The following is an 18223-nucleotide window of genomic DNA, read 5'->3' as shown; positions in this document are numbered from 1 at the left end:
GAAGGACTTGATTCGCCATGAACGCGACCGCAGCCGACCAGCCGGAGAACACAGGGACGGCCCCGGGACCGGGCATCGAATCGCCCACCACGCACCCCGAGATGGAACCGGACAGCACCGTCTATCGCACGCTGCTGGAATCCACCCGCGCCATCCCGTGGAGGATCGACTGGGCCACCATGCGCTTCACCTACATCGGCCCGCAGATCGAGGCGTTGCTGGGCTGGACGCCGGAGAGCTGGGTCAGCATCGACGACTGGGTGGAGCGCATGCACCCGGACGATCGCGAATCGGTCGTCAACTTCTGCGTCACCCAGTCGCAGTCCGGGGTCGACCACGAGGCGGACTACCGCGCCCTGACACGGGACGGGCACTACATCTGGATCCGCGATGTGGTCCACGTGGTGCGCAGGGACGGCGAGGTGGAGGCCCTGGTCGGTTTCATGTTCGACATCAGCGAGCGCAAGCAACAGGAAGAAGAACTACTGCGCCTGAAGTCCGAACTGGAGGCCCTGTCCTACCGCGACTCGCTCACCGGCATCGCCAACCGTCGGCAGTTCGACCTCGTACTCGAACGCGAGTGGGCCCACGCCCGGCGCGACCAGCGCCCGCTCTCCGCCATCATGCTCGATATCGACCATTTCAAGGAATACAACGACCGCTACGGCCACCCGGCCGGCGACGGCTGCCTGCAGCGGATCGCCACCTGCCTCGCCGGCATCGTCGGCCGCGAACAGGACCTGCTGGCACGCCTGGGCGGGGAGGAGTTCGTACTGATCCTGCCGGACACCGATATCGACGCGGCCCACGCGCTGGCCGAGCGCTGCCTGCAGCGCATCCGCGAGGAGGCGATCCCGCACGCGAGTTCCCGCGTGGCCCCCACACTGACCGCCAGCGCCGGGGTCGGCTGCCTCACCCCCAACGAGACCCGCCACGCCACGCAGGTGGTCGAGGCCGCGGACCGCGCCCTGTACCAGGCCAAGCGCGGCGGGCGCGACCGGGTCGCCATTGCCGCGGCCGACACCGCCAAACCCAGGCCCTGAACCATCCCCATCGCCGGTGATCTGAACGGATAGCAACCGGACCGCGCCCCGCGCAGGGGCCGGAACGCAGTCCATCCGCGGCCGGGCCGAGCGCCAGGGCCGTGATCCACGTCCAGTCCTCGCGCAGCGGGCGCCGGGCCACGTGGAAAACATCCCGGATTCGGACCAGACTCCGGGGAAAGCGGCACCCCGGAGGGAGGGATCGACATGACCAGCCTGCATCAACCCGCGCGGGAACCTGCGCTCTACCGTTTTCTCGGCATCGTGTTGCCACCGGTGGCGGCGTACCGCTACGGCGCCGCCGCCCACAGCTGCGCCGCGCCGATCGCCATTGCCTGGGCGGCCGCCCTTGTGTCGATCGCCTATGCCCTGCTGACCGGCCTGGCCGGCATCTCCGGCTACGGCGGCTTCCCGCTGGCAATCGGTCTGTTCCTGTGGGTGTTTGCGACGGTATGGACCTTCCTGGTCGTGCGAAACGTGCAAGCGGATCCCTCCCTTACCGACCCCCGGACACACGAACAACGCGTCCGCCAGCGCGAGGACGCCCACGACCCGCTGGATCAACTCGATTCCGGCGAACGCCCGCGCTGACATCTCCGCCCGTACCGGCGCCCCACTGAACCGCGCCGCGTTGACGCCGCTTGACCGCCCCGGAAATCTGCCTCTTGAATACGGTTTGCGCCTTCAGAACTCCCCTGACAAACTCGGGACAACGCGTTCGGGTGGAGGGGGCCAGCAGGACGCGTCCGACAGGGGAAATGCATGAGCAATTCGTCCGGGGTGAAGGTCCAGTACGAGGACCTGGTGGAAAACCACCCCTTCATCATCATCTGTTATCGACCCGACACCACCATCTTCTATGCCAACCGGGCGGCCCACGAGTACTTCGCGGCGCGCCCCGGAAGCCTGCTCGGGCACCGCTGGATCCATGACCTCCCCGAAGAGCGGCAGCCCGAGAACCGCGCCGACCTGCTGCGCTATACCCCCGACGCGCCCGTGCGCACCATCGAGAACCCGGTGCGCCGCGGCGACGGGGCCGACCGCTGGATCCGCTGGACCAGCCGCGCCTTTTTCAACGAGGCCGGCGAGATCACCCATTTTCAGACCCTCGGAATCGACGTCACGGACCGCAAGCAGGGCGAACTCCTGCGCGAGAACCTGCTGGGGAGCCTGGCCGAGGGCGTCTTCGGCATCGACGCCGATGGCAACTACACCTTTCTCAACCCCGCGGCCTGCGAACTGCTCGGGTTCGCCAGCGAAGACGAGGCCCTGAGCCACAATTCGCACGAACTGTCGCACCACAGCCGGCCCGACGGCCAGGCCTTCCCCGCCACGGAATGCCCGGTCTACCGGGTCTTGCGCACCGGCGAGCCGTTGCAGGCCTGCGAGGAGTATTTCTGGAGCCGCGCGGGACACGGGTTCCCGGTACTGATCAACGCCGCCCCGCTGTTCGATGCCCGCAACCGGGTTACCGGCGCCGTGGTCTCGTTCCAGGACATCACCGAGCGTCGCGCGGCGCGCGAGGCGCTGGAACGGCGCGAGGCGGAACTGCAGGAGGCGCAGCAGATCGCCCATCTGGGCAACTGGATCTCGGACTTCGACGCCGGGGGCATCCGCTGGTCCAGCGAGGTGTTCCGCATCTTCGGCCTCGAATACGACCAATGGGGTGCTACCCACGAGGCGTTCATGCAGGCGGTGCACCCGGACGACCGCGAGCGCGTGCAGCGCGCGGTCGACGACGCCCTCACCCCCGGAGGACCGGAATACGACATCGAGCACCGCATCGTCCGCCCCGATGGCTCCGTCCGCATCGTCTACCAGCGCGGGAGCGTGGACTTCGATGCCCAGGGTCGGCCCCAACGCATGGCCGGCGTGGTGCACGACATCACCGAACGGCGCGAGGCGGAGCGCCACCTCCATTTCATCACCTACCACGACGCCCTCACCGGCCTGCCCAACCGCACCCGCTTTGCCGAACGCGCCGACCAGGCCGTCGCCGATGCCGAGCGCCTGGGGCGTCCGCTGGTGCTGGCCCACATTGGCCTGGATCGCTTCAAGAGCGTCAACGAAGGCATGGGCCAGGCCACCGGCGACGAGGTCCTGCAACATGTGGCCCGGCGCCTGGAAAACCGTCTGCCGGTCGGTGGCGTACTGGCACGCCTGGGCGGCGACGAGTTCGGCGCTCTGCTCCCGGTGGAGTCTCCCGGCTCGGTCGCCGGCGCGGTCACCCGCCTGCTGGAGCCGCTGCGCCAGATCATCAAGGCTGGCGAGCACGAGCTCTATGTGCCCGGTTCCGTCGGGGTCGCCGTGTATCCCCACGACACCCAGGATGCGTCCGACCTGATGCGCCGCGCCGAATCCGCGATGCACCAGGCCAAGCGCACCGAGGGCAATGCCATCCAGTTCTGTTCCGGCGAGCTCAACAATGACGTGCGGACACGCGTCTCGCTGGAGGGCCAACTGCGGCGCGCGGTCGATCACCAGGAAGGGTTCTTTCTCCACTACCAGCCGCGGGTGGCGGCCGGCGATGGCCGGATCGTAGGCGTCGAGGCCCTGCTGCGCTGGGAGGATGGCGCCGGCACGGTACATTCGCCGGGCGCCTTCATCCCAATCCTCGAAGAGACCGGGCTGATCGTCGAACTGGGCCAGTGGATACTGACCGAGGCCTGCCGTCAGTGTCGGGCCTGGCATCAGGCCGGGCTGCCACCGGTCCGCGTGTCCGTCAATCTGGCCGCCCCCCAGTTTCGGGATCGCCAGATGGCGCACAGCATCGACCGGGTATTGGAACACACCCAGCTGAGTGCGGACGCCCTGGAGCTGGAGGTCACCGAGAGCATGCTGATGGCCGATACCGACCAGGTCATCCGCACCTTGGGCCAGTTTCGCGAGCGCGGGGTGCGCGTGGCCCTGGACGACTTCGGCACCGGGTATTCATCGCTGGCCTATCTGCGCCGTTTTCCGCTGGATGTGCTGAAGATCGATCGCTGCTTCACCGCGGACCTGGAGACCGAGTCGAGCGCGGGCGCCATCGTGCGCACCATCCTCAGCCTCGCGGATAACCTGGGCCTCGAATCCGTCGCCGAGGGCGTGGAGACCGAGGCGCAGCAAGCCTTCCTGCAGGAGGCCGGTTGCCAGACCCTGCAGGGCTTCCTGTTTGCCCGCCCGCAGCCAGCCGCCGACTGCCAACGGATGCTCGCCGAGCCCGCTTCGTCCGCCGCCACGCAGCCTGGCCGCAGCGCCTGAGCGGTTCCCCGCGCCATGTTCGCGCGCCCAAGCGACGACGCAGCGAGCATGCACATCGATCCGTGTTTCCCTACGATGGACCATCACTAACCGGAGACCACCGCGTGCGCCTAGCAATCGTACTGGCAGGAATCATGCTGATCGCCGGCTGCAGCGCGCTGCCGCGGGGCGATGATGCCCTGCGCGAGGTGGCCTACATCTGCGCCTACGGCCCCGAACTCACCGCCACCTTCGAGGGCGAGCAGGCCGTCCTGGCCTTCAACGGGGCCCGCGCCCGACTACAAGCCACCGAGACGGCCTACGGCGGGCGCTACGCCAATCCCACCGACGACATCGTGTTCTGGACCCGCGACGACGCCGCCATGCTCGAGATGCTGGGCGTGTTCTGGAGCTGTCGCGCCCTGCCCGACCGCGGATGACCGACGCAGCGACCCGTTTCGTCCTGCAGGCCACCAGTGCCCGCACGGCGGTGCGCGGCCCGGTCATCCAGACCCTCTGGAGCGGCTACGGCGAGATCGTGCGCTACCTTCTTGAAGGCGGCGACTCCCCCACAGTCATCCTCAAGCACATCGTGTTCCCCGACGAACTGGACCATCCGCGCGGCTGGAGCAACAACCGCTCGCATCAGCGCAAGCTCCGCTCCTATCAGGTGGAGATGGCCTGGTACCGCGACTGGGCCAACCAATGCGACGCCAGCACCCGTGTCCCCCGCTGTCTGGATACCGCGACCATCGGCGGCGAGCACCTGATCGTGCTGGAGGACCTCGACGCTGCCGGTTTCCCGCAGCGCAAGGACCACCTGACCCGCGCCGAGGCGCGGCTCTGCCTGCGCTGGCTCGCCCGCTTCCACGCGCGTTTCATGGGGCGGGAGCCCACCGGCCTGTGGCCCGAGGGCAGCTACTGGCATCTGGCCACCCGCCCGGACGAATGGGCCGCCATCGAGGACCCGGCGATTCGCGAGACGGCAGCGACCCTCGACAACGCCCTGACCGGCGCCCGCTATCGCAGCTTGGTCCACGGCGATGCCAAGGTCGCCAACTTCTGCTTTGCGCCAGAGGGCGACGCCGTCGCAGCCGTGGATTTCCAGTATGTCGGGGGCGGCTGCGGCATGCGCGATGTGGCCTATTTCCTCGGGAGCTGCCTGGACGAACGGGAACAGGAGAACTGGGAGGCCGACCTGCTGGATGCCTATTTCGAGGCATTGCGCGAGGCCCTGAACGAACGGGGCAAGGGCACGGAAGCCGGCGCCATCGAGCACGAGTGGCGTGCGCTGTTCCCCATTGCCCAGGCCGACTTCTACCGCTTCCTGGTCGGCTGGATGCCGGATCACTGGAAGATCCACGACTACAGCCGCCGCACGGCACTGGCCGTGGTCCGGCGCCTTCAGGAAGGTGGCTTGTCCGCCATCCCATCGGGGTCGGATTCGAGCGCTTCCGCAATCTCCAGCCAGTAGGGCCCGACCGCACAGCGACCCCACAAGCAATCGGCGACCGCCGGCGCAGCCGGAACCGCGGGGGCATTCGGAGGCGGCAGATCGGCCCTGGGTCGGCTCACGTCGTTCATGGCGGGCCGATGACGGCACACCCGAACACATCCCTTACGGAGCGGCAGTGTCCGCCGCGGGGGGCGCCGCAGCCCCCGAGAAACCGGGCCCACGGACATCCGCAGGCGCCCAGTCACGTCCGCTGTCCCGACCGGTCACCCACCACTCGTGCACGAACAGCCGCAGCGGCCCGCGCACCCGCTCCTCGAAGCGAGTCGGCAGGGTGTACCCCTCGATCTCCGCGTACTCCAGGAAGGTCGTATCCACGTGGGCACCCTGGGTGGGGCCAAAGCCGTTCAGGGTGACATGCACGCGATAAAGCAGGTCGGTTTCGGGGTGGATCCACAGCACCACCCGGTCTTCGTCCGCCTCGCCGAACCCCGGCTCAATGGTGGCCAGTACCCGGCGGTAGTTCACACCGCCCTCGCGCTGGTCCGCCAGCCGCTCCATGTCGGTCGCCCGGTGTTTGACGAAGCTCGGACCGTAGTGGAACAGCTCGCCGGCGTCCGTGGTCATCGCGCTGGCGCGAATCCGGTCGCGGTCCGAACTGCGCTCGCCATCGTAGTACAAGCGGAATTCGTCACCGTGGCGGAAGACGCTCTTGGTGCCCTCGGGACCGGTGTAGTGGACCGCATACAGATCATCGGCGGGACGATAACGCTCCTCACCCTGGCCGCGGTACTCGCCGTCCGCCACCAGCGGCTGCAAACGCTGGATCATCCGCCCCCACTCGCCATCGGTCGCCTGATTCAGATCACCCGGGTACTCGCGCAGGTCCCCGCCGTGGGCCGCAAGCGTTCGCTGAAACAGGGCCTCCGCACTCAGTCCGTCGTCGAATTCCGGATCCGGACCGGGCTGCGGGAAGGTTCCCCCGCACCCAGCCAACAGCACCGCGAGTCCCAGCGACAGGACGGCCGCCAACACCCCTGCCCGTGTACGCTTATCCATTACCTGGCTCCTTGCACAATGAATCTGTACCGCCCTTTTACATTGCGTGCAACGGCGGTTGCCGTACCCTTCCCCAAGGGGTTCGTCATGTCATCCATCCCCGCCGCATACGCAGACGCCCTCCCGCCACGAAAAGTACGGATCACGCCGTGCGGGACACAATCCGCGAGGTCGTCGCCACATCGAGTTCACCCCGCGTGGCCAGATCCTCGATACCAGCGTGCTCTTTCCCAAAACAGTAGGCCACTCCCGCGGAGAAATCATCGGCCAGCACCACCGGATGTCCTGCAGTGGCACCAGGTTCGGGGTCAGGTCCATCGCCTCCATCCCTCGTGATAACCAGTAGGGACTGATCCAGGCGCCCGCGACCGCTGGACCGGGCACCTTGAACGCGGCTCGGGGTCTGAAGATCGGATCGCATGCATTCGTGAGGCATCATGTCCTTCGCTCGCACGCTCTGGCTTGCCGCCCTGCTCCTGTTCTCGGCGCCGGCCCTGACACAGGCCGAGGGACCCGAACAGGCGGTACTGGCCGGCGGTTGCTTCTGGTCCATGCAGGCACCCTTCGATGCGCTGGAAGGCGTGCTTGAAACTGAGCTTGGGTATACCGGGGGGCATACCCTTGATCCCGGGTACTGGCAGGTGGTCACCGGGCGCACCGGCCACGTCGAGGCCGTGCGTATCCTCTTCGACCCCGGGCGCATCGGCTTCAGCGAGATCCTGGAGGCCTTCTGGCGCAGTATTGACCCGCTGGATCCCCACGGGCAGTTCTGTGATCGCGGGCCCCACTATCGAACCGCCATCTTTCCGCAGGATGCCGCCCAGCGCGCCATCGCCGAAGCCTCACGGGCCGAGCTGAACCGCTCGGGCCGCTTCGACCAACCGGTGGTGACACGCATACGGGACGCTGCACCCTTCTACCGGGCCGAGGACGAACACCAGAACTACTACCGCAACCACCCGGACCGCTACGCCGACTACGTGACCCTTTGCGGCCGGGAGGAGCGCCTGCAAGCGCTATGGGGCGTACCCAACAGGTTGGGGCCACCATGGAAATGATTGGGTTTCCTGGGCCTAAAGTTCGCCTCAAGACCGCCGTTAACGCACTGTAGCCGCGAAACTTCGGCTGCATGATCCCGGCGGCATGGCACCGGGTACCGACAGGCCCGGTGACGGGGCCGTGAGACCCGACATCATGGCCCAGGTGATCAACACGAATCTCCTGTCGCTCAACGCCTAGCGCAACCTGCGGCTTTCCCAGGGCGCCCTGCAGGTGGCCCTGCAACGCCTGGCCTCCGGGCGCCGCATCAACTCGGCGCGCGACGATGCCGCCGGAATGGCCATCAGCGAACGCTTCACGACCCAGATTCGTGGCCTGAACCAGGCCATGCGCAATGCGCAGGACGGCATCGGGCTGGCCCGCACCGCCGAGGGCGGGCTGGGCTCCATGAGCGGCAACATCCAGCGCATCCGCGAGCTGGCCCTGCAGGCGGCCAACGGCACCCTGTCCGCCTCCGACCGCCAGGCCCTGAACCGCGAGGCCCGGCAGTTGCTGGCCGAGACCGACCGGGTGGTCACCCAGACCACCTTCAATGGACGCACCCTGCTCGATGGCAGCGCCCCCACCGCGTTCTTTCAGGTTGGTGCCAACGCCGGGCAGACCCTCGCCGTGGACCTCGGCGACGGCATGGGCACGCGCCAGCTCGGCGCGATCGCGACCAGCCGGTCGGGGGATCTGACGGCGCTGTTCGCCAGCGGTCCGTTCACGGTGGCGGGCGACTTCCGCATCCGCATCGGCGAGCGGCCGGAGATCGACGTCCCGGACGGGGATTACGGCTCGGTCGCGGCCCTGGCCACCGCCATCAACCGCGAGCTCGGAGCCCCGAACCGCGCCTCCGCCAGCTTCGATGGGCGCCTCGACATCACGGCACGCGAGATCATCACCATAAGCGGCGACGCCGGTCTCAATGCCCTGGACATGCCCGCCACCCGCGCGGTCGAGGGCCACCTGGCCGGGATCGACCTAGGCACCGCACAGGGCGCCAGCGACGCACTCGCCCGAATCGACCAGGCCCTGGACCAGATCAGCGCCCGGCACAGTCGTCTGGGCGCGGTGCAGAATCGCCTGGAGTCCACCATCGACAACCTGGGCATCGGCAGCGAGAACCTCCAGGCCGCGCGCAGCCGCATCCTGGATGCCGACTATGCCGCCGAGGTCGCCGCCCTGATCCGTGCCCAGATCCTCCAGCAGGCCGGAATCGCCATCCTCGCCCAGGCCAACCTGGCACCCCAGCTCGTCCTGCGCCTGCTCGCCTAGGGAGACGCGGATTGAATCCGCCTCTCCCTGGGTATCCCTTCTAAGCCGCGCACAACCCTTGCTTTCCTTCATGTTTTGACATAAATGAAAGCTGATGGCGAAGCTCAAAGATGAATGATGGCCCCTGGTTGCCACCTCCCACCCGGTAACGCAGGAAAGCCGCACAACCCGGGAACCGCCGATTTGATCGCGTCCGGCACGGAGGTCCACCATGCAGATCCTTTTATCGCCCCTCGTACTGATCCTAGTTCTCGCTCTACCTCTAACCCTGTCCGGCTGCGCTACCACCCATGCGACCACGCCGGAGGCACGAGCGTCCGAGGATGCGCTGTCCCACATCCTTTTCGACTACGATGCAGACGCCTTTACGGCCTACAACATGCGCCGCAACGGCCGCGTCGACATCACTTTTGCACGGGATGTCCCGGATGGCCTGTACAGCGAAATGATGGATGAGCTGCGGGCCCATCCCGACATCCGCGGGGTTCGCTCGGCGCGGACAGGACCCGCCTGCGGCCTGTTCTGACGACCCACCACCGGCGGCGGCGAAGCGTCTCCTTTATCCGTTGCCGCCGGGCAGACCGGACCAAAGCTCATCCAGGTCCGGGAACGGCCATGCCGTGGGGTCCTCGCGCCCGGCAATAGCCTCCTGAACGTGCGTGGCCGAGAGGTCCACGACCTTCGGGGGAATGCGGCACCCCGAGCTGGTTGAGTAAAAGACCTTCACGACCGGCTTGAGCAACGAACCCGCGGACTGGTCCACGACCACACCGATCCGCCCGGACTCCAGTCGCACCAGGGACCCCACGGGGTAAATACCCAGGCTCTTCACGAACGCCTGGAAAACGGTTGGATCGAAATGGCCTTGAGCCCACTCGGCCATCTTGCGAATGGAGTCGCCCGGGTCCCAGCCCGCCTTGTAAGGGCGATTCGACGTAATCGCGTCATAGACATCGCAGACCGCGCCCATCTTTGCGTACAGGGTAATCTGGTCCCCAACCAGCCCCTCGGGATACCCCGAACCATCCATCTTCTCGTGGTGATGCAGACAGACATCCAGGGTGACCGGGTAGAGATCTTCTTCGGCCGCCTGCAGGATGCGACGCCCCTCCGCCGGATGGCGCTTCATCACGGCAAACTCTTCGGGGGTGAGCTTGCCCGGCTTGTTGAGCACCTCCAGCGGCATCGCGGCCTTGCCGATGTCGTGCATCAGACCCGCCTCACCAGCCGCCAGGACCGCGTCGTCCTCAAGTCCCAGTTCGCGGCCCAGCGCCACCATCAGCGCGCATACCGCCACCGAATGCATGTAGGTGTAGTCGTCCGCGTTCTTCAGCCGCGCCAGGCTGACCAGCGCCCTGGAGTTGCGAGCCACCGAGTCCGTGATCTCCTCAACCACCTTGCGCGCCAGTTCCGTGTCCACGGCGCGGCCCATGCGCGCCTCCCCGAAGATCGAGGTCATCGCCTGCCGCGATTTCCGGCAAATGGTCGCCGCCCGGTCCAGTTCCTGCCGCATGGACGCGGGCTCCCAATCGCGCCCGGCATCCGGGACCGACTGCAGCGACGCCTGCACCTCGGCATCCCGCTCCGCCGGCGTCATGGCGGCCTCCGCACCCTCCACGTCCCGCCCCCTGGTGGTGTCGATCCAGACCTCGCGGATACTGCTTTCGCGCAGGGTCGCGAGGTCCTTCGCATCGTCCAGCAGGAAGCGCGTGCGCCAGAAGGGATGCTCCATCCACGAGCCACAAAGTTCCCGGCTGTACATTCCCTCGACGACATATTCCAACTTGATCTTCTTCAGCATTCGGGGCCCAGGCTTGCAATGGCAGGCCGGGGCTGTGCCCCGGGCGGCGGATTATCATCCCGATCTCGATTGCCCACAACTCAGACCTAACACCGCCTAACGAGAGTCCTTTCTGGCCACCCGGGCATCGCGAGGAGGGGGCATGAAAAGCCAGATCATCGAAGGCGAGGGCCCGCCTTTTATATGCACCAGGAACGACCCCGCAGCGTTCATGGGGTACCGATTTGCCAGATCCGCGCTGCCGATCTGCAAAACGGTGTTCTGACTCACATGTACTACACTCGGGATACAGGCGCGGTCGCTTGGACGACTGGACATGCCACCCTGAAGCCGTGCCGCTTTGTCGCACAGCCAAAGGTGTAATAACCGGCCCGGGATTGGCCAAAGGAAGAGCGCGATGTCCAGGTTTCCCTCGGCCCTGCCCTCCACCGGTAGCATCCGCTACACCGACTACCTCGCCCGCACCACACTCCGTGCCTGGGTGGGCATGTCCTTCGTGGGCGCTAGTCTGCTGATCTTGGGTGGGCTCGCCCTGTCCTGGCTGGTCGTCTACACCGCCGGTGGCGCCGACAGTATCGTCCCGCACTTTTATTACGTGCCCATCCTGTTCGCCGCGGCGCGCTTCGGCGCGGGCGCCGCCCTGGTCGTGGCCCTGGTGGCCGGCGTTCTGGCCGGACCCATGACGCCGGTGGATGTCACCGCCGGCATCGCGCAGGAGACCGAACGCTGGCTAACCCGTACCGGATTCTTCGTCGGCATCGGCCAGCTGATGGCCTGGCTGGTCATCCCCGCGCTGCACCCGGTCACCGAGGAACTGCGGCGCATGCGCCAAGAATTCGATATCCGGCGCGGGCTGCGGCACAACGAGTTTTTCCTGCGCTACCAACCGATTTACTCCCTGGCGCAGGAGCGCCATGTCGGCGTCGAGGCGTTGATCCGCTGGCAACACCCCATCCGCGGAGAACTATCCCCGGCGGAGTTTCTGGACGTGGCGGAGGATTCCACGTTAATTCATGACATCTGCGATCTGGCCCTGGACGAGGGCTGCCGCCAGGCCGGTGCGTGGAACGCCCTGGCCGCCGAACACGGCCGCCCCGCATGGTACGTGGCAATCAACCTCTCGGCGCACGACATCGTCCGCCCCGAAATGGCGGCCCATGTCGCGGCCGCGCTGGATCGCCATCGGCTACCGCCGGAGTTGCTGCACATCGAACTGACTGAGACAGTGCTGGCGATGGACGCGGCCACCGATGCCCTGAAGCAGCTCAAGTCACTCGGCATCCAGCTCGCCATCGACGACTTCGGCACGGGTTATTCCTCGCTGGCCTACCTCAACCGATTCCCCATCGACATCCTCAAGATCGACCGCCAGCTGATCTCCGGACTCGGGATCGATCCGTCCGCCCACGACCTCTCGCGCGGCATGGTCCTGCTGGCCGAGTCGCTGGGCCTGCGAACCATCGCCGAGGGCGTGGAGACGAAGGAACAACTGGCAATCGGCCGCGAACTAAAATTCGATTGCATCCAGGGCTACTACTTCGCCCGTCCGTTACGGGCCGAAGAGATCCCATCCCTGCTGCTTTCCGACACGCCGCACACCGGCCATCTGCACGCGGTGCGCTACTGACCGAAATAGTCGCGCAGGAGCTGGGTCGTGCGGGCAGCCGGATCCTCGCGGATGCGCCGCTCCTCGTCCGCGAGGATGGTAAACAGGCCATCCAGGGCGTGATCGGTCACGTAGCGATCCAGATCGACGTCCAGCCCCGACAGGCCCGGAATGCGGCCCGCCGCGTCGCGCAGCGGCTGGTACACCCGATAGACGTCGGCCCGCTCCATCTGCTCCTGCACAATCGGCATGTAGCGCTCGCGCAGGGTGGACTCCGACGCATCGCGCAGATACTGCGTGGCGGCATCATCGGCCCCGCGCAGCACCCCATACACATCCTCCGGCCGCATCCCGCGGATGGCGCTGACAAACACCGAAACGGCCTCCTGCGCTGCGGACTCCGCCGCACGATTCATCCGCCGCTCCAGATCGTTCACCTGGCTGGCAAACCCGACGCGCCGCAGCGTATCGCCGGCCTGCTCCAGCTCCGGCGGAAGACCGATGCGGATCAACGCGTTGCCCCAGTAGCCATCCTCGCGGCCGGTCCGCTCCACCGTGCGCTCGGTGCCCACCCGCAGGGCCTCGCGGATGGCCTCCTCGGCACGATCATCACCACCATCGAGGCCGAAGTCGCGGACATCCAGTCCGGCGCAGGCGGTCAGCAAGAGGGGGACCAGAAGCCAGGGGAGCAGGTGCGCGCGTCGCATGTCGAAACTTCCGTGAGGGACTTCCCGCCATGATACACAGGGCATCGACTGGCCCGCGCCAGGCCCCCACTTGCCGTGGAGCTCGGCTTGTCCGATGGTGATCGTCCATGAATGCCAGCCGTCCCGAACCGTCCCGGCGCCGCCGGCGCCTCGGCGCCTTCCTGATCCTGGTGGGCGTGCCCCTGCTCGGCCTCGCCATCTGGGTCGGCTGGGCCGAGCAGAATCCGGAACAGGAGCGCGAGCTGCGCGTCGAAGTCCAGGACCGCCTGCACGAATGGTTCCCCGAGACCATGGAGCTGCCCGACGATCTGCGGGGCTTCCTGCCGCGTTCGGACCGGTTCGACGACGAGCGCCCGCCGGACGTTCTGCTGCTGCACGGACTGGACGAGCCCGGCGATATCTGGGACGCCCTGGCGCCCGCGCTGGACGACGCCGGAATCAATGGCTGGGAATTCCGCTATCCCAACGACCAGGCCATCGACCACAGCGCGGACCTGCTGGCGGAACACTGGGCGCAGCTCGAAGGCGACGACCCGCTGATCCTGATTGGCCACAGCATGGGGGGTCTGGTGATCCGCGATTTCGTGACTCGCTACCGGCATCCGGAGGATGCGACCCCGCGTGTCGGGGGGCGACCCGTCGCCGGCGTGATCCTGGTGGCCACCCCCAATCATGGCTCCGAGTGGGCCCGGCTGCGGGTCTGGCTGGAGGTACGCGAGTGGCTGGCCGACATCCAGCAGCAGCGCTTCTCGCTGTTTGCCGGCCTGCGCGACGGCACCGGCGCGGCCAAGATCGACCTGCGCCCGGGCAGCCACTTCCTGGCCGAACTCAACGCACGCCCCTGGCCGGACGACATACCGGTCCGCATCATCGGCGGAAAACTGCCCGAACCCACCCCCGCCATGCGCGAGAGTCTGGCCGCGCTGGACGAACAGATCGACCTCGAGGCGGTGGCCGGGCGCATCAGCGAATGGTGGGAGCAGACCGACGACGAACTGGGCGACGGCGTGGTGCCGGTCGAATCCTTGCACCTGGACGGTCATCCGAACCCGCTGATCCTCGAGGCCTCGCATCGTGGGCTGCTGGTGCCCGGGCCGCTGACGGACGAACCCCCGGCCATCGACACGATCCTGGAGATCCTCGATCAGTGGCAAGGCGACCCGTAAGCGCAAGTGCCCGGCGTGTCCCGCCCGCGCGGAACGTCTACCGGAATCCTGGCTCTCAAGGGGATGGATATCCCTCTGCTCGTCATCGGCGTCCTGCTCGTCGCCAGCCTGACCGCATTCTTCTCGGGCGTACTGCCCTACCCGGTCGGTTGGATCATCCTGGGAATCGCCTTCATCGCCCGCCTGATCTACCTGAGCGGGCGCTGAAGGCCCAACGGATGGCTCATTCTCGGCCTCTATCGGCGCGCCCGGGCTGTTGTATGGTCAAAGTCACGACAACAGGGAAAGGTCCCAGATGACGATCTCCACCCTCAGTGGCCTTTACACCGGCCGCGTGGCCCCCGACTACGCCAAGGGCCGCGCCAGCGCCATCGACAAGCAACCCGCGCCAGGCGAGGTATCAGTGGATCGCCTCGGCCTGACCGGTGACGAACAGGCCGACCCTGACAATCACGGCGGTCCCGAACGGGCGCTGCTCCACTACTGCCTCGACCATTACGCCTGGTGGCAGACGGAGCACCCAGCGCAGGCCACGCGCTTCGAGCCCCCCGGCTTTGGCGAAAACCTCGCAAGCCGCGACATGGACGAGCACAGCGTGCACATCGGCGATGTCTATCGCATCGGCTCCGTCCGGGTGCAGGTCAGCCAGCCCCGAACACCCTGCTGGAAGCTGGACGTCCGCTTCGACATCCCCGGCCTGGCACGCCGGGTCCAGGAAACCGGGCGTTGCGGCTGGTTCTACCGCGTTCTGGAACCCGGCACCCTTACTGCGGGCGACACCATCGAACGGCTCGAACGCCTGCCGGAAAGCCTCAGCATCGCGGCCGCAATGGCCGCGGTCTATCAGCGCCCGAACCACCAGCACCTGCAGCAACTCGCCGATTGCGAAACCCTGGCCCCCAACTGGCGAGACAAGGCGCGTAGGAAACGGCGCGGCGCCGCCGATGCCAGCAGCCCGCAGCGGCTGACTGGCGAGCCACCCTCCGCATAAGCCGCATCCCCGGGCCTTAAACCAACACCTGAGCCAATGATGGCTGCCCCCGCCCGCTTCCCGCCTGCACGCGAACCCCTCCACAACTTGCCGCCTACATCTGTGAACTAGCGTTCAACTCCTCACGCACAGGGTTTATCCGACCCCCAACCAGCGTTATCCATGGCTTGCACGCGACCGATGCACCCCCGAGGGGTGACATCCAGTCGGTGCGACTTTTGCCAAAAATGTAGGAGCAAGAACCATGTGGAACTATCGAAAGACCGGCATTGCCATTGCCCTGAGCTCGCTGTTCACACTCGGTGCCCTGGGCGCCGCCCAGGCCCAGGATCTAGGCTCCTCTGCCGAAGGCGCTGCCGAAACCGGAGCCGAAGCAAGCGGCGGCATGGGTAGCGAACGTGGCTTGGGCAGCGACCGCGGCATGGGGGCCGGCGCGGGAGCCGGCGCTGACACCGACATGGACGATGATGGAGTCGACGCCGAAGGCGATGCCGAGGCCGAAGGCGGCTTCGACCTGGATAGCGACGACGAAGAAGACAACAACTAAACCCACCCTGAACGAGAGGCCGGCCCCAACGGGTCGGCCTGTCATGGCCTGGCCGCCAGGAAAACACTGATCAAGGAGTATGTTCGCGTTGGTGTCCCATGTTTTCCGAGACAAGGCGCACCAACCCCACAACGCCTTTAAAGACGGGGCACGGCCGACCGCTGTTGGTGAAAACGGGTGCGCGCACGGCGTTGTGGCTCACCTGGGGCAAAGTGACCGCACGGCAGTCGCCGCCCTTTGCTGACACCCAAAAGCGACTCGAGCGCCAACATGCACCTTGATCAGTGTTTCCCCAGGACACCGGGCTCGCTGCCCTCATCCTTGCTGGAGCCTGGTGGATGCCCCTTCATCCTGTTCCTGTCTGTCCTCTCCGTTGCCTTCCATGGCTATTGGCTTCGTCGGAGATACTCACCATCAGCCCATGACCAGGTTCACCAGGGGGAACAGTCCGAACCAGAGCACATAGCCCAGGGATGCCGCCATTAATCCATCAATGCGCCCCCTGGGGCCTTGGCGGTGCAGCGCACGCCACAGGAGCCAGACCAACCAGGCGGCATACGGGACCACCACATACCCGATCCCGGCATAGGCCCCCTGCGCCCATCCCAGCGCATCGAACAATGCGCCGCTGGCGGCCGCCAGGATGGTGAACGACAACGCCACCCAAAGCGCACCGTCGTTCCCCAGCCGCACGGCCAGGGTGCCCTTGCCCACCGCGGCGTCCGCCTCGCGGTCGGGAATACCGGATAGCGTGATCGACGGCACAATCGCCAGGAACAGCGGCAGGCTCAACAGCCAGGGCAAGGACGCGGTCCAGTCGCCCGCCAGGAACACATAGCCGCACAGCAGCACGCCCAGGCTGTGCGTCAGCGCGACATCGAGCTCGCCCAGCCCCCGATAGCTAAGCTTCAGCGGCGCCGCCGTGTAGCCGATCGCCAGGATCGCGAGGACGACCATCACCAGCAGGATCGGCCCCGAATCTCCGGGTGCGGTCGCCAGCAATGCAACGAACGCGAGGGCGAAGCCCACCAGCGCGACGGCAATCCCCACGCCCAGCTCGCGCGCGGACAACAGCCCCTCCACCAGCACACGCGACCCACCGGTAAAGGGACCATAGAACCGGTTTTGCCGGTCCGAGCCAAAGTCCACGCGTTCGTTCACCAGCACCGTGGCCACTTCCAGTAGAAACAGGCACAGGTACCCGAGCCAGAACACCGGATTGCCGAACACCCCACCCGCCGGGGCGGCCACCAGCGCCCCCACCGCGTAGGCCACAAAGGTCATCGGATAGAACTGCAAGCGCAACGCCTGGAGCCAGGCACCGGCCTTGTGCGCAAGCCACTCGCCCGCACTTTCGCGCCCCCTGGCCAGACGCAGCCCTTCCTGGCGTGCGCGCTGCAACCAGGCTTTGCGCTGGGCCTCGTCGCTATGGCGCACCGAACCGAACATCAACGAGCGCACCGGCCGGACCCCACAGAACCCCAGCGTGGCGCGCGCCATCGCATTGGCACCTGGCTGGCGATACACCAGCCGGTGGATCAGCGGCGGCGTATCCATGGTCGTGATCAGTTGCGCCGAGCGGCCCTGCAGCAACCCTTCGTACCCGGTACCGCCCTCGCAGGAGCGAAAGGCGAATTCCGGCGTCATGATCCGGTCCAGAAAACCCTTGAGCAGCGCCGGCATGGTGCCCCACCAGGTGGGATAGACAAACACCAGATGATCAGCCCACGCGACGAGGCCGCGTGCGGCCTCCAGATCCTTTTCGAGTGGCTGCTGATTGGGCGAAGGGGTGTGGACGTGCGGATCAAACTCCAGACTCGCCAGATTCAGGGACTGCACCTCGGTCCCGGCCGCGCGCGCCCCTTCGCTGTAGGCTTCGGCCAGCGCCCCGCACAGGCTATCGGTGCGCGGGTGGCCGAGGATGACGAGCACCTTCAAGCGGGGTCACTCTGTGCGGTGGTCATACCTTCGTTCTCCAGCCCGCCGCGGTGACAACCACCGACGTCATGGGTACCGCAAGCCAGGCCCTGCCCGCGAATCGGATTCCACCCTGCCGACGACGTATCCCTGCATGACGAAACCCTCCGCACCACGCTACTCATCCATACCCACGACCCCACACAAGTCCTCCGTCCGCGCCGACCGACCGTTTTAGGGCCGATCCCGCGAGTCGAGGAATTCGTCCACCACAGCGGCTCCACCCAGAACATAGCCCGCGCCGGAGAGGCTTGCTACCGATCCGTCATACCCGGAAGCACCGTTCCGTTAGAGAGCTCACAAGATCCGGTCCACCGGAACAGTCAACGGGCGTA

Annotated in this window: 17 protein-coding genes and 1 pseudogene; 14 read left to right on the top strand and 4 right to left on the bottom strand. The window is 66.7% G+C overall.

Features of this window, described 5'->3' with window-relative positions:
- Window positions 1-17 precede the first annotated feature (17 nt).
- The 5 genes from B0684_RS04265 to B0684_RS04245 all read left to right on the top strand — a co-directional run bounded on the left by B0684_RS04265 (window position 18) and on the right by B0684_RS04245 (window position 5739).
- Entirely contained in the window at window positions 18-1043 is a 1026-nt protein-coding gene (locus B0684_RS04265) for a sensor domain-containing diguanylate cyclase (RefSeq protein WP_018649915.1), read from the top strand.
- 207 nt (window positions 1044-1250) lie between these two features.
- The gene (locus B0684_RS04260) at window positions 1251-1634 is read left to right on the top strand and encodes a hypothetical protein (protein WP_018170103.1); all 384 of its coding nucleotides are present in this window, start codon (window positions 1251-1253) and stop codon (window positions 1632-1634) included.
- 171 nt (window positions 1635-1805) lie between these two features.
- Window positions 1806-4286, top strand: a complete 2481-nt coding sequence (locus tag B0684_RS04255; protein WP_018649914.1) for a sensor domain-containing protein — start codon at window positions 1806-1808, stop codon at window positions 4284-4286.
- Window positions 4287-4420: 134 nt separating this feature from the next.
- Entirely contained in the window at window positions 4421-4705 is a 285-nt protein-coding gene (locus tag B0684_RS04250; protein WP_018649913.1) for an MliC family protein, read from the top strand.
- Entirely contained in the window at window positions 4702-5739 is a 1038-nt protein-coding gene (locus tag B0684_RS04245; RefSeq protein ID WP_018649912.1) for a phosphotransferase, read from the top strand. The genes B0684_RS04250 and B0684_RS04245 overlap by 4 nt, the downstream gene beginning before the upstream one ends.
- A 144-nt stretch (window positions 5740-5883) precedes the next feature.
- On the opposite strand, the gene B0684_RS04240 is transcribed toward B0684_RS04245, so the two are convergent.
- Window positions 5884-6777, bottom strand: coding sequence for a hypothetical protein (locus tag B0684_RS04240; protein WP_018649911.1), 894 nt, complete (start codon window positions 6775-6777; stop codon window positions 5884-5886).
- Between the two features lie 107 nt (window positions 6778-6884).
- Between B0684_RS04240 and B0684_RS14075 the strand changes: the two are divergent.
- From B0684_RS14075 to B0684_RS04225, 4 genes and pseudogenes are all read left to right on the top strand, one after another.
- Window positions 6885-7069, top strand: a pseudogene (locus B0684_RS14075) (hypothetical protein); the annotation flags it as partial.
- 145 nt (window positions 7070-7214) lie between these two features.
- Window positions 7215-7835 (top strand): peptide-methionine (S)-S-oxide reductase MsrA, encoded by a 621-nt coding sequence (gene msrA / locus B0684_RS04235; protein ID WP_018649910.1) that lies wholly within the window; start codon window positions 7215-7217, stop codon window positions 7833-7835.
- A 187-nt stretch (window positions 7836-8022) separates the two neighbouring features.
- Complete coding sequence (locus B0684_RS04230; RefSeq protein ID WP_233123394.1) at window positions 8023-9093, top strand: flagellin N-terminal helical domain-containing protein; 1071 nt, start codon at window positions 8023-8025, stop codon at window positions 9091-9093.
- A gap of 211 nt (window positions 9094-9304) precedes the next feature.
- Window positions 9305-9619: a hypothetical protein gene (locus tag B0684_RS04225; protein ID WP_018649907.1), complete on the top strand. Its 315-nt coding sequence runs from the start codon at window positions 9305-9307 to the stop codon at window positions 9617-9619.
- 33 nt (window positions 9620-9652) lie between these two features.
- On the opposite strand, the gene B0684_RS04220 is transcribed toward B0684_RS04225, so the two are convergent.
- Entirely contained in the window at window positions 9653-10894 is a 1242-nt protein-coding gene (locus B0684_RS04220) for an HD-GYP domain-containing protein (RefSeq protein ID WP_018649906.1), read from the bottom strand.
- A gap of 397 nt (window positions 10895-11291) precedes the next feature.
- Here B0684_RS04220 and B0684_RS04215 point away from each other — a divergent pair, with 397 nt between their 5' ends.
- The gene (locus B0684_RS04215) at window positions 11292-12521 is read left to right on the top strand and encodes a putative bifunctional diguanylate cyclase/phosphodiesterase (RefSeq protein ID WP_018649904.1); all 1230 of its coding nucleotides are present in this window, start codon (window positions 11292-11294) and stop codon (window positions 12519-12521) included.
- On the opposite strand, the gene B0684_RS04210 is transcribed toward B0684_RS04215, so the two are convergent.
- Window positions 12515-13207, bottom strand: coding sequence for a DUF4197 domain-containing protein (locus B0684_RS04210; RefSeq protein ID WP_018649903.1), 693 nt, complete (start codon window positions 13205-13207; stop codon window positions 12515-12517). The genes B0684_RS04215 and B0684_RS04210 overlap by 7 nt on opposite strands.
- 107 nt (window positions 13208-13314) lie before the next feature.
- Here B0684_RS04210 and B0684_RS04205 point away from each other — a divergent pair, with 107 nt between their 5' ends.
- The 4 genes from B0684_RS04205 (at window position 13315) to B0684_RS04195 (ending at window position 15911) form a co-directional block, all read left to right on the top strand.
- On the top strand, window positions 13315-14373 hold the full coding sequence (locus B0684_RS04205) for an alpha/beta fold hydrolase (RefSeq protein ID WP_018649902.1): 1059 nt from the start codon (window positions 13315-13317) through the stop codon (window positions 14371-14373).
- Window positions 14374-14436: 63 nt separating this feature from the next.
- On the top strand, window positions 14437-14580 hold the full coding sequence (locus B0684_RS13870) for a hypothetical protein (protein WP_018144251.1): 144 nt from the start codon (window positions 14437-14439) through the stop codon (window positions 14578-14580).
- Between the two features lie 88 nt (window positions 14581-14668).
- Window positions 14669-15364, top strand: a complete 696-nt coding sequence (locus B0684_RS04200; protein WP_018649901.1) for an MOSC domain-containing protein — start codon at window positions 14669-14671, stop codon at window positions 15362-15364.
- A gap of 244 nt (window positions 15365-15608) precedes the next feature.
- Complete coding sequence (locus B0684_RS04195) at window positions 15609-15911, top strand: cellulase (RefSeq protein ID WP_077276969.1); 303 nt, start codon at window positions 15609-15611, stop codon at window positions 15909-15911.
- Between the two features lie 414 nt (window positions 15912-16325).
- Here B0684_RS04195 and B0684_RS04190 read toward each other — a convergent pair whose 3' ends face one another.
- Window positions 16326-17849 (bottom strand): NAD(P)H-dependent oxidoreductase, encoded by a 1524-nt coding sequence (locus B0684_RS04190; protein ID WP_018649899.1) that lies wholly within the window; start codon window positions 17847-17849, stop codon window positions 16326-16328.
- Window positions 17850-18223: the final 374 nt, after the last annotated feature.

Origin of the sequence: Thioalkalivibrio versutus (assembly GCF_001999325.1) — a bacterium.
Classification (GTDB): domain Bacteria; phylum Pseudomonadota; class Gammaproteobacteria; order Ectothiorhodospirales; family Ectothiorhodospiraceae; genus Thioalkalivibrio; species Thioalkalivibrio versutus.
This window is presented reverse-complemented; position numbering and strand designations above follow the sequence as displayed.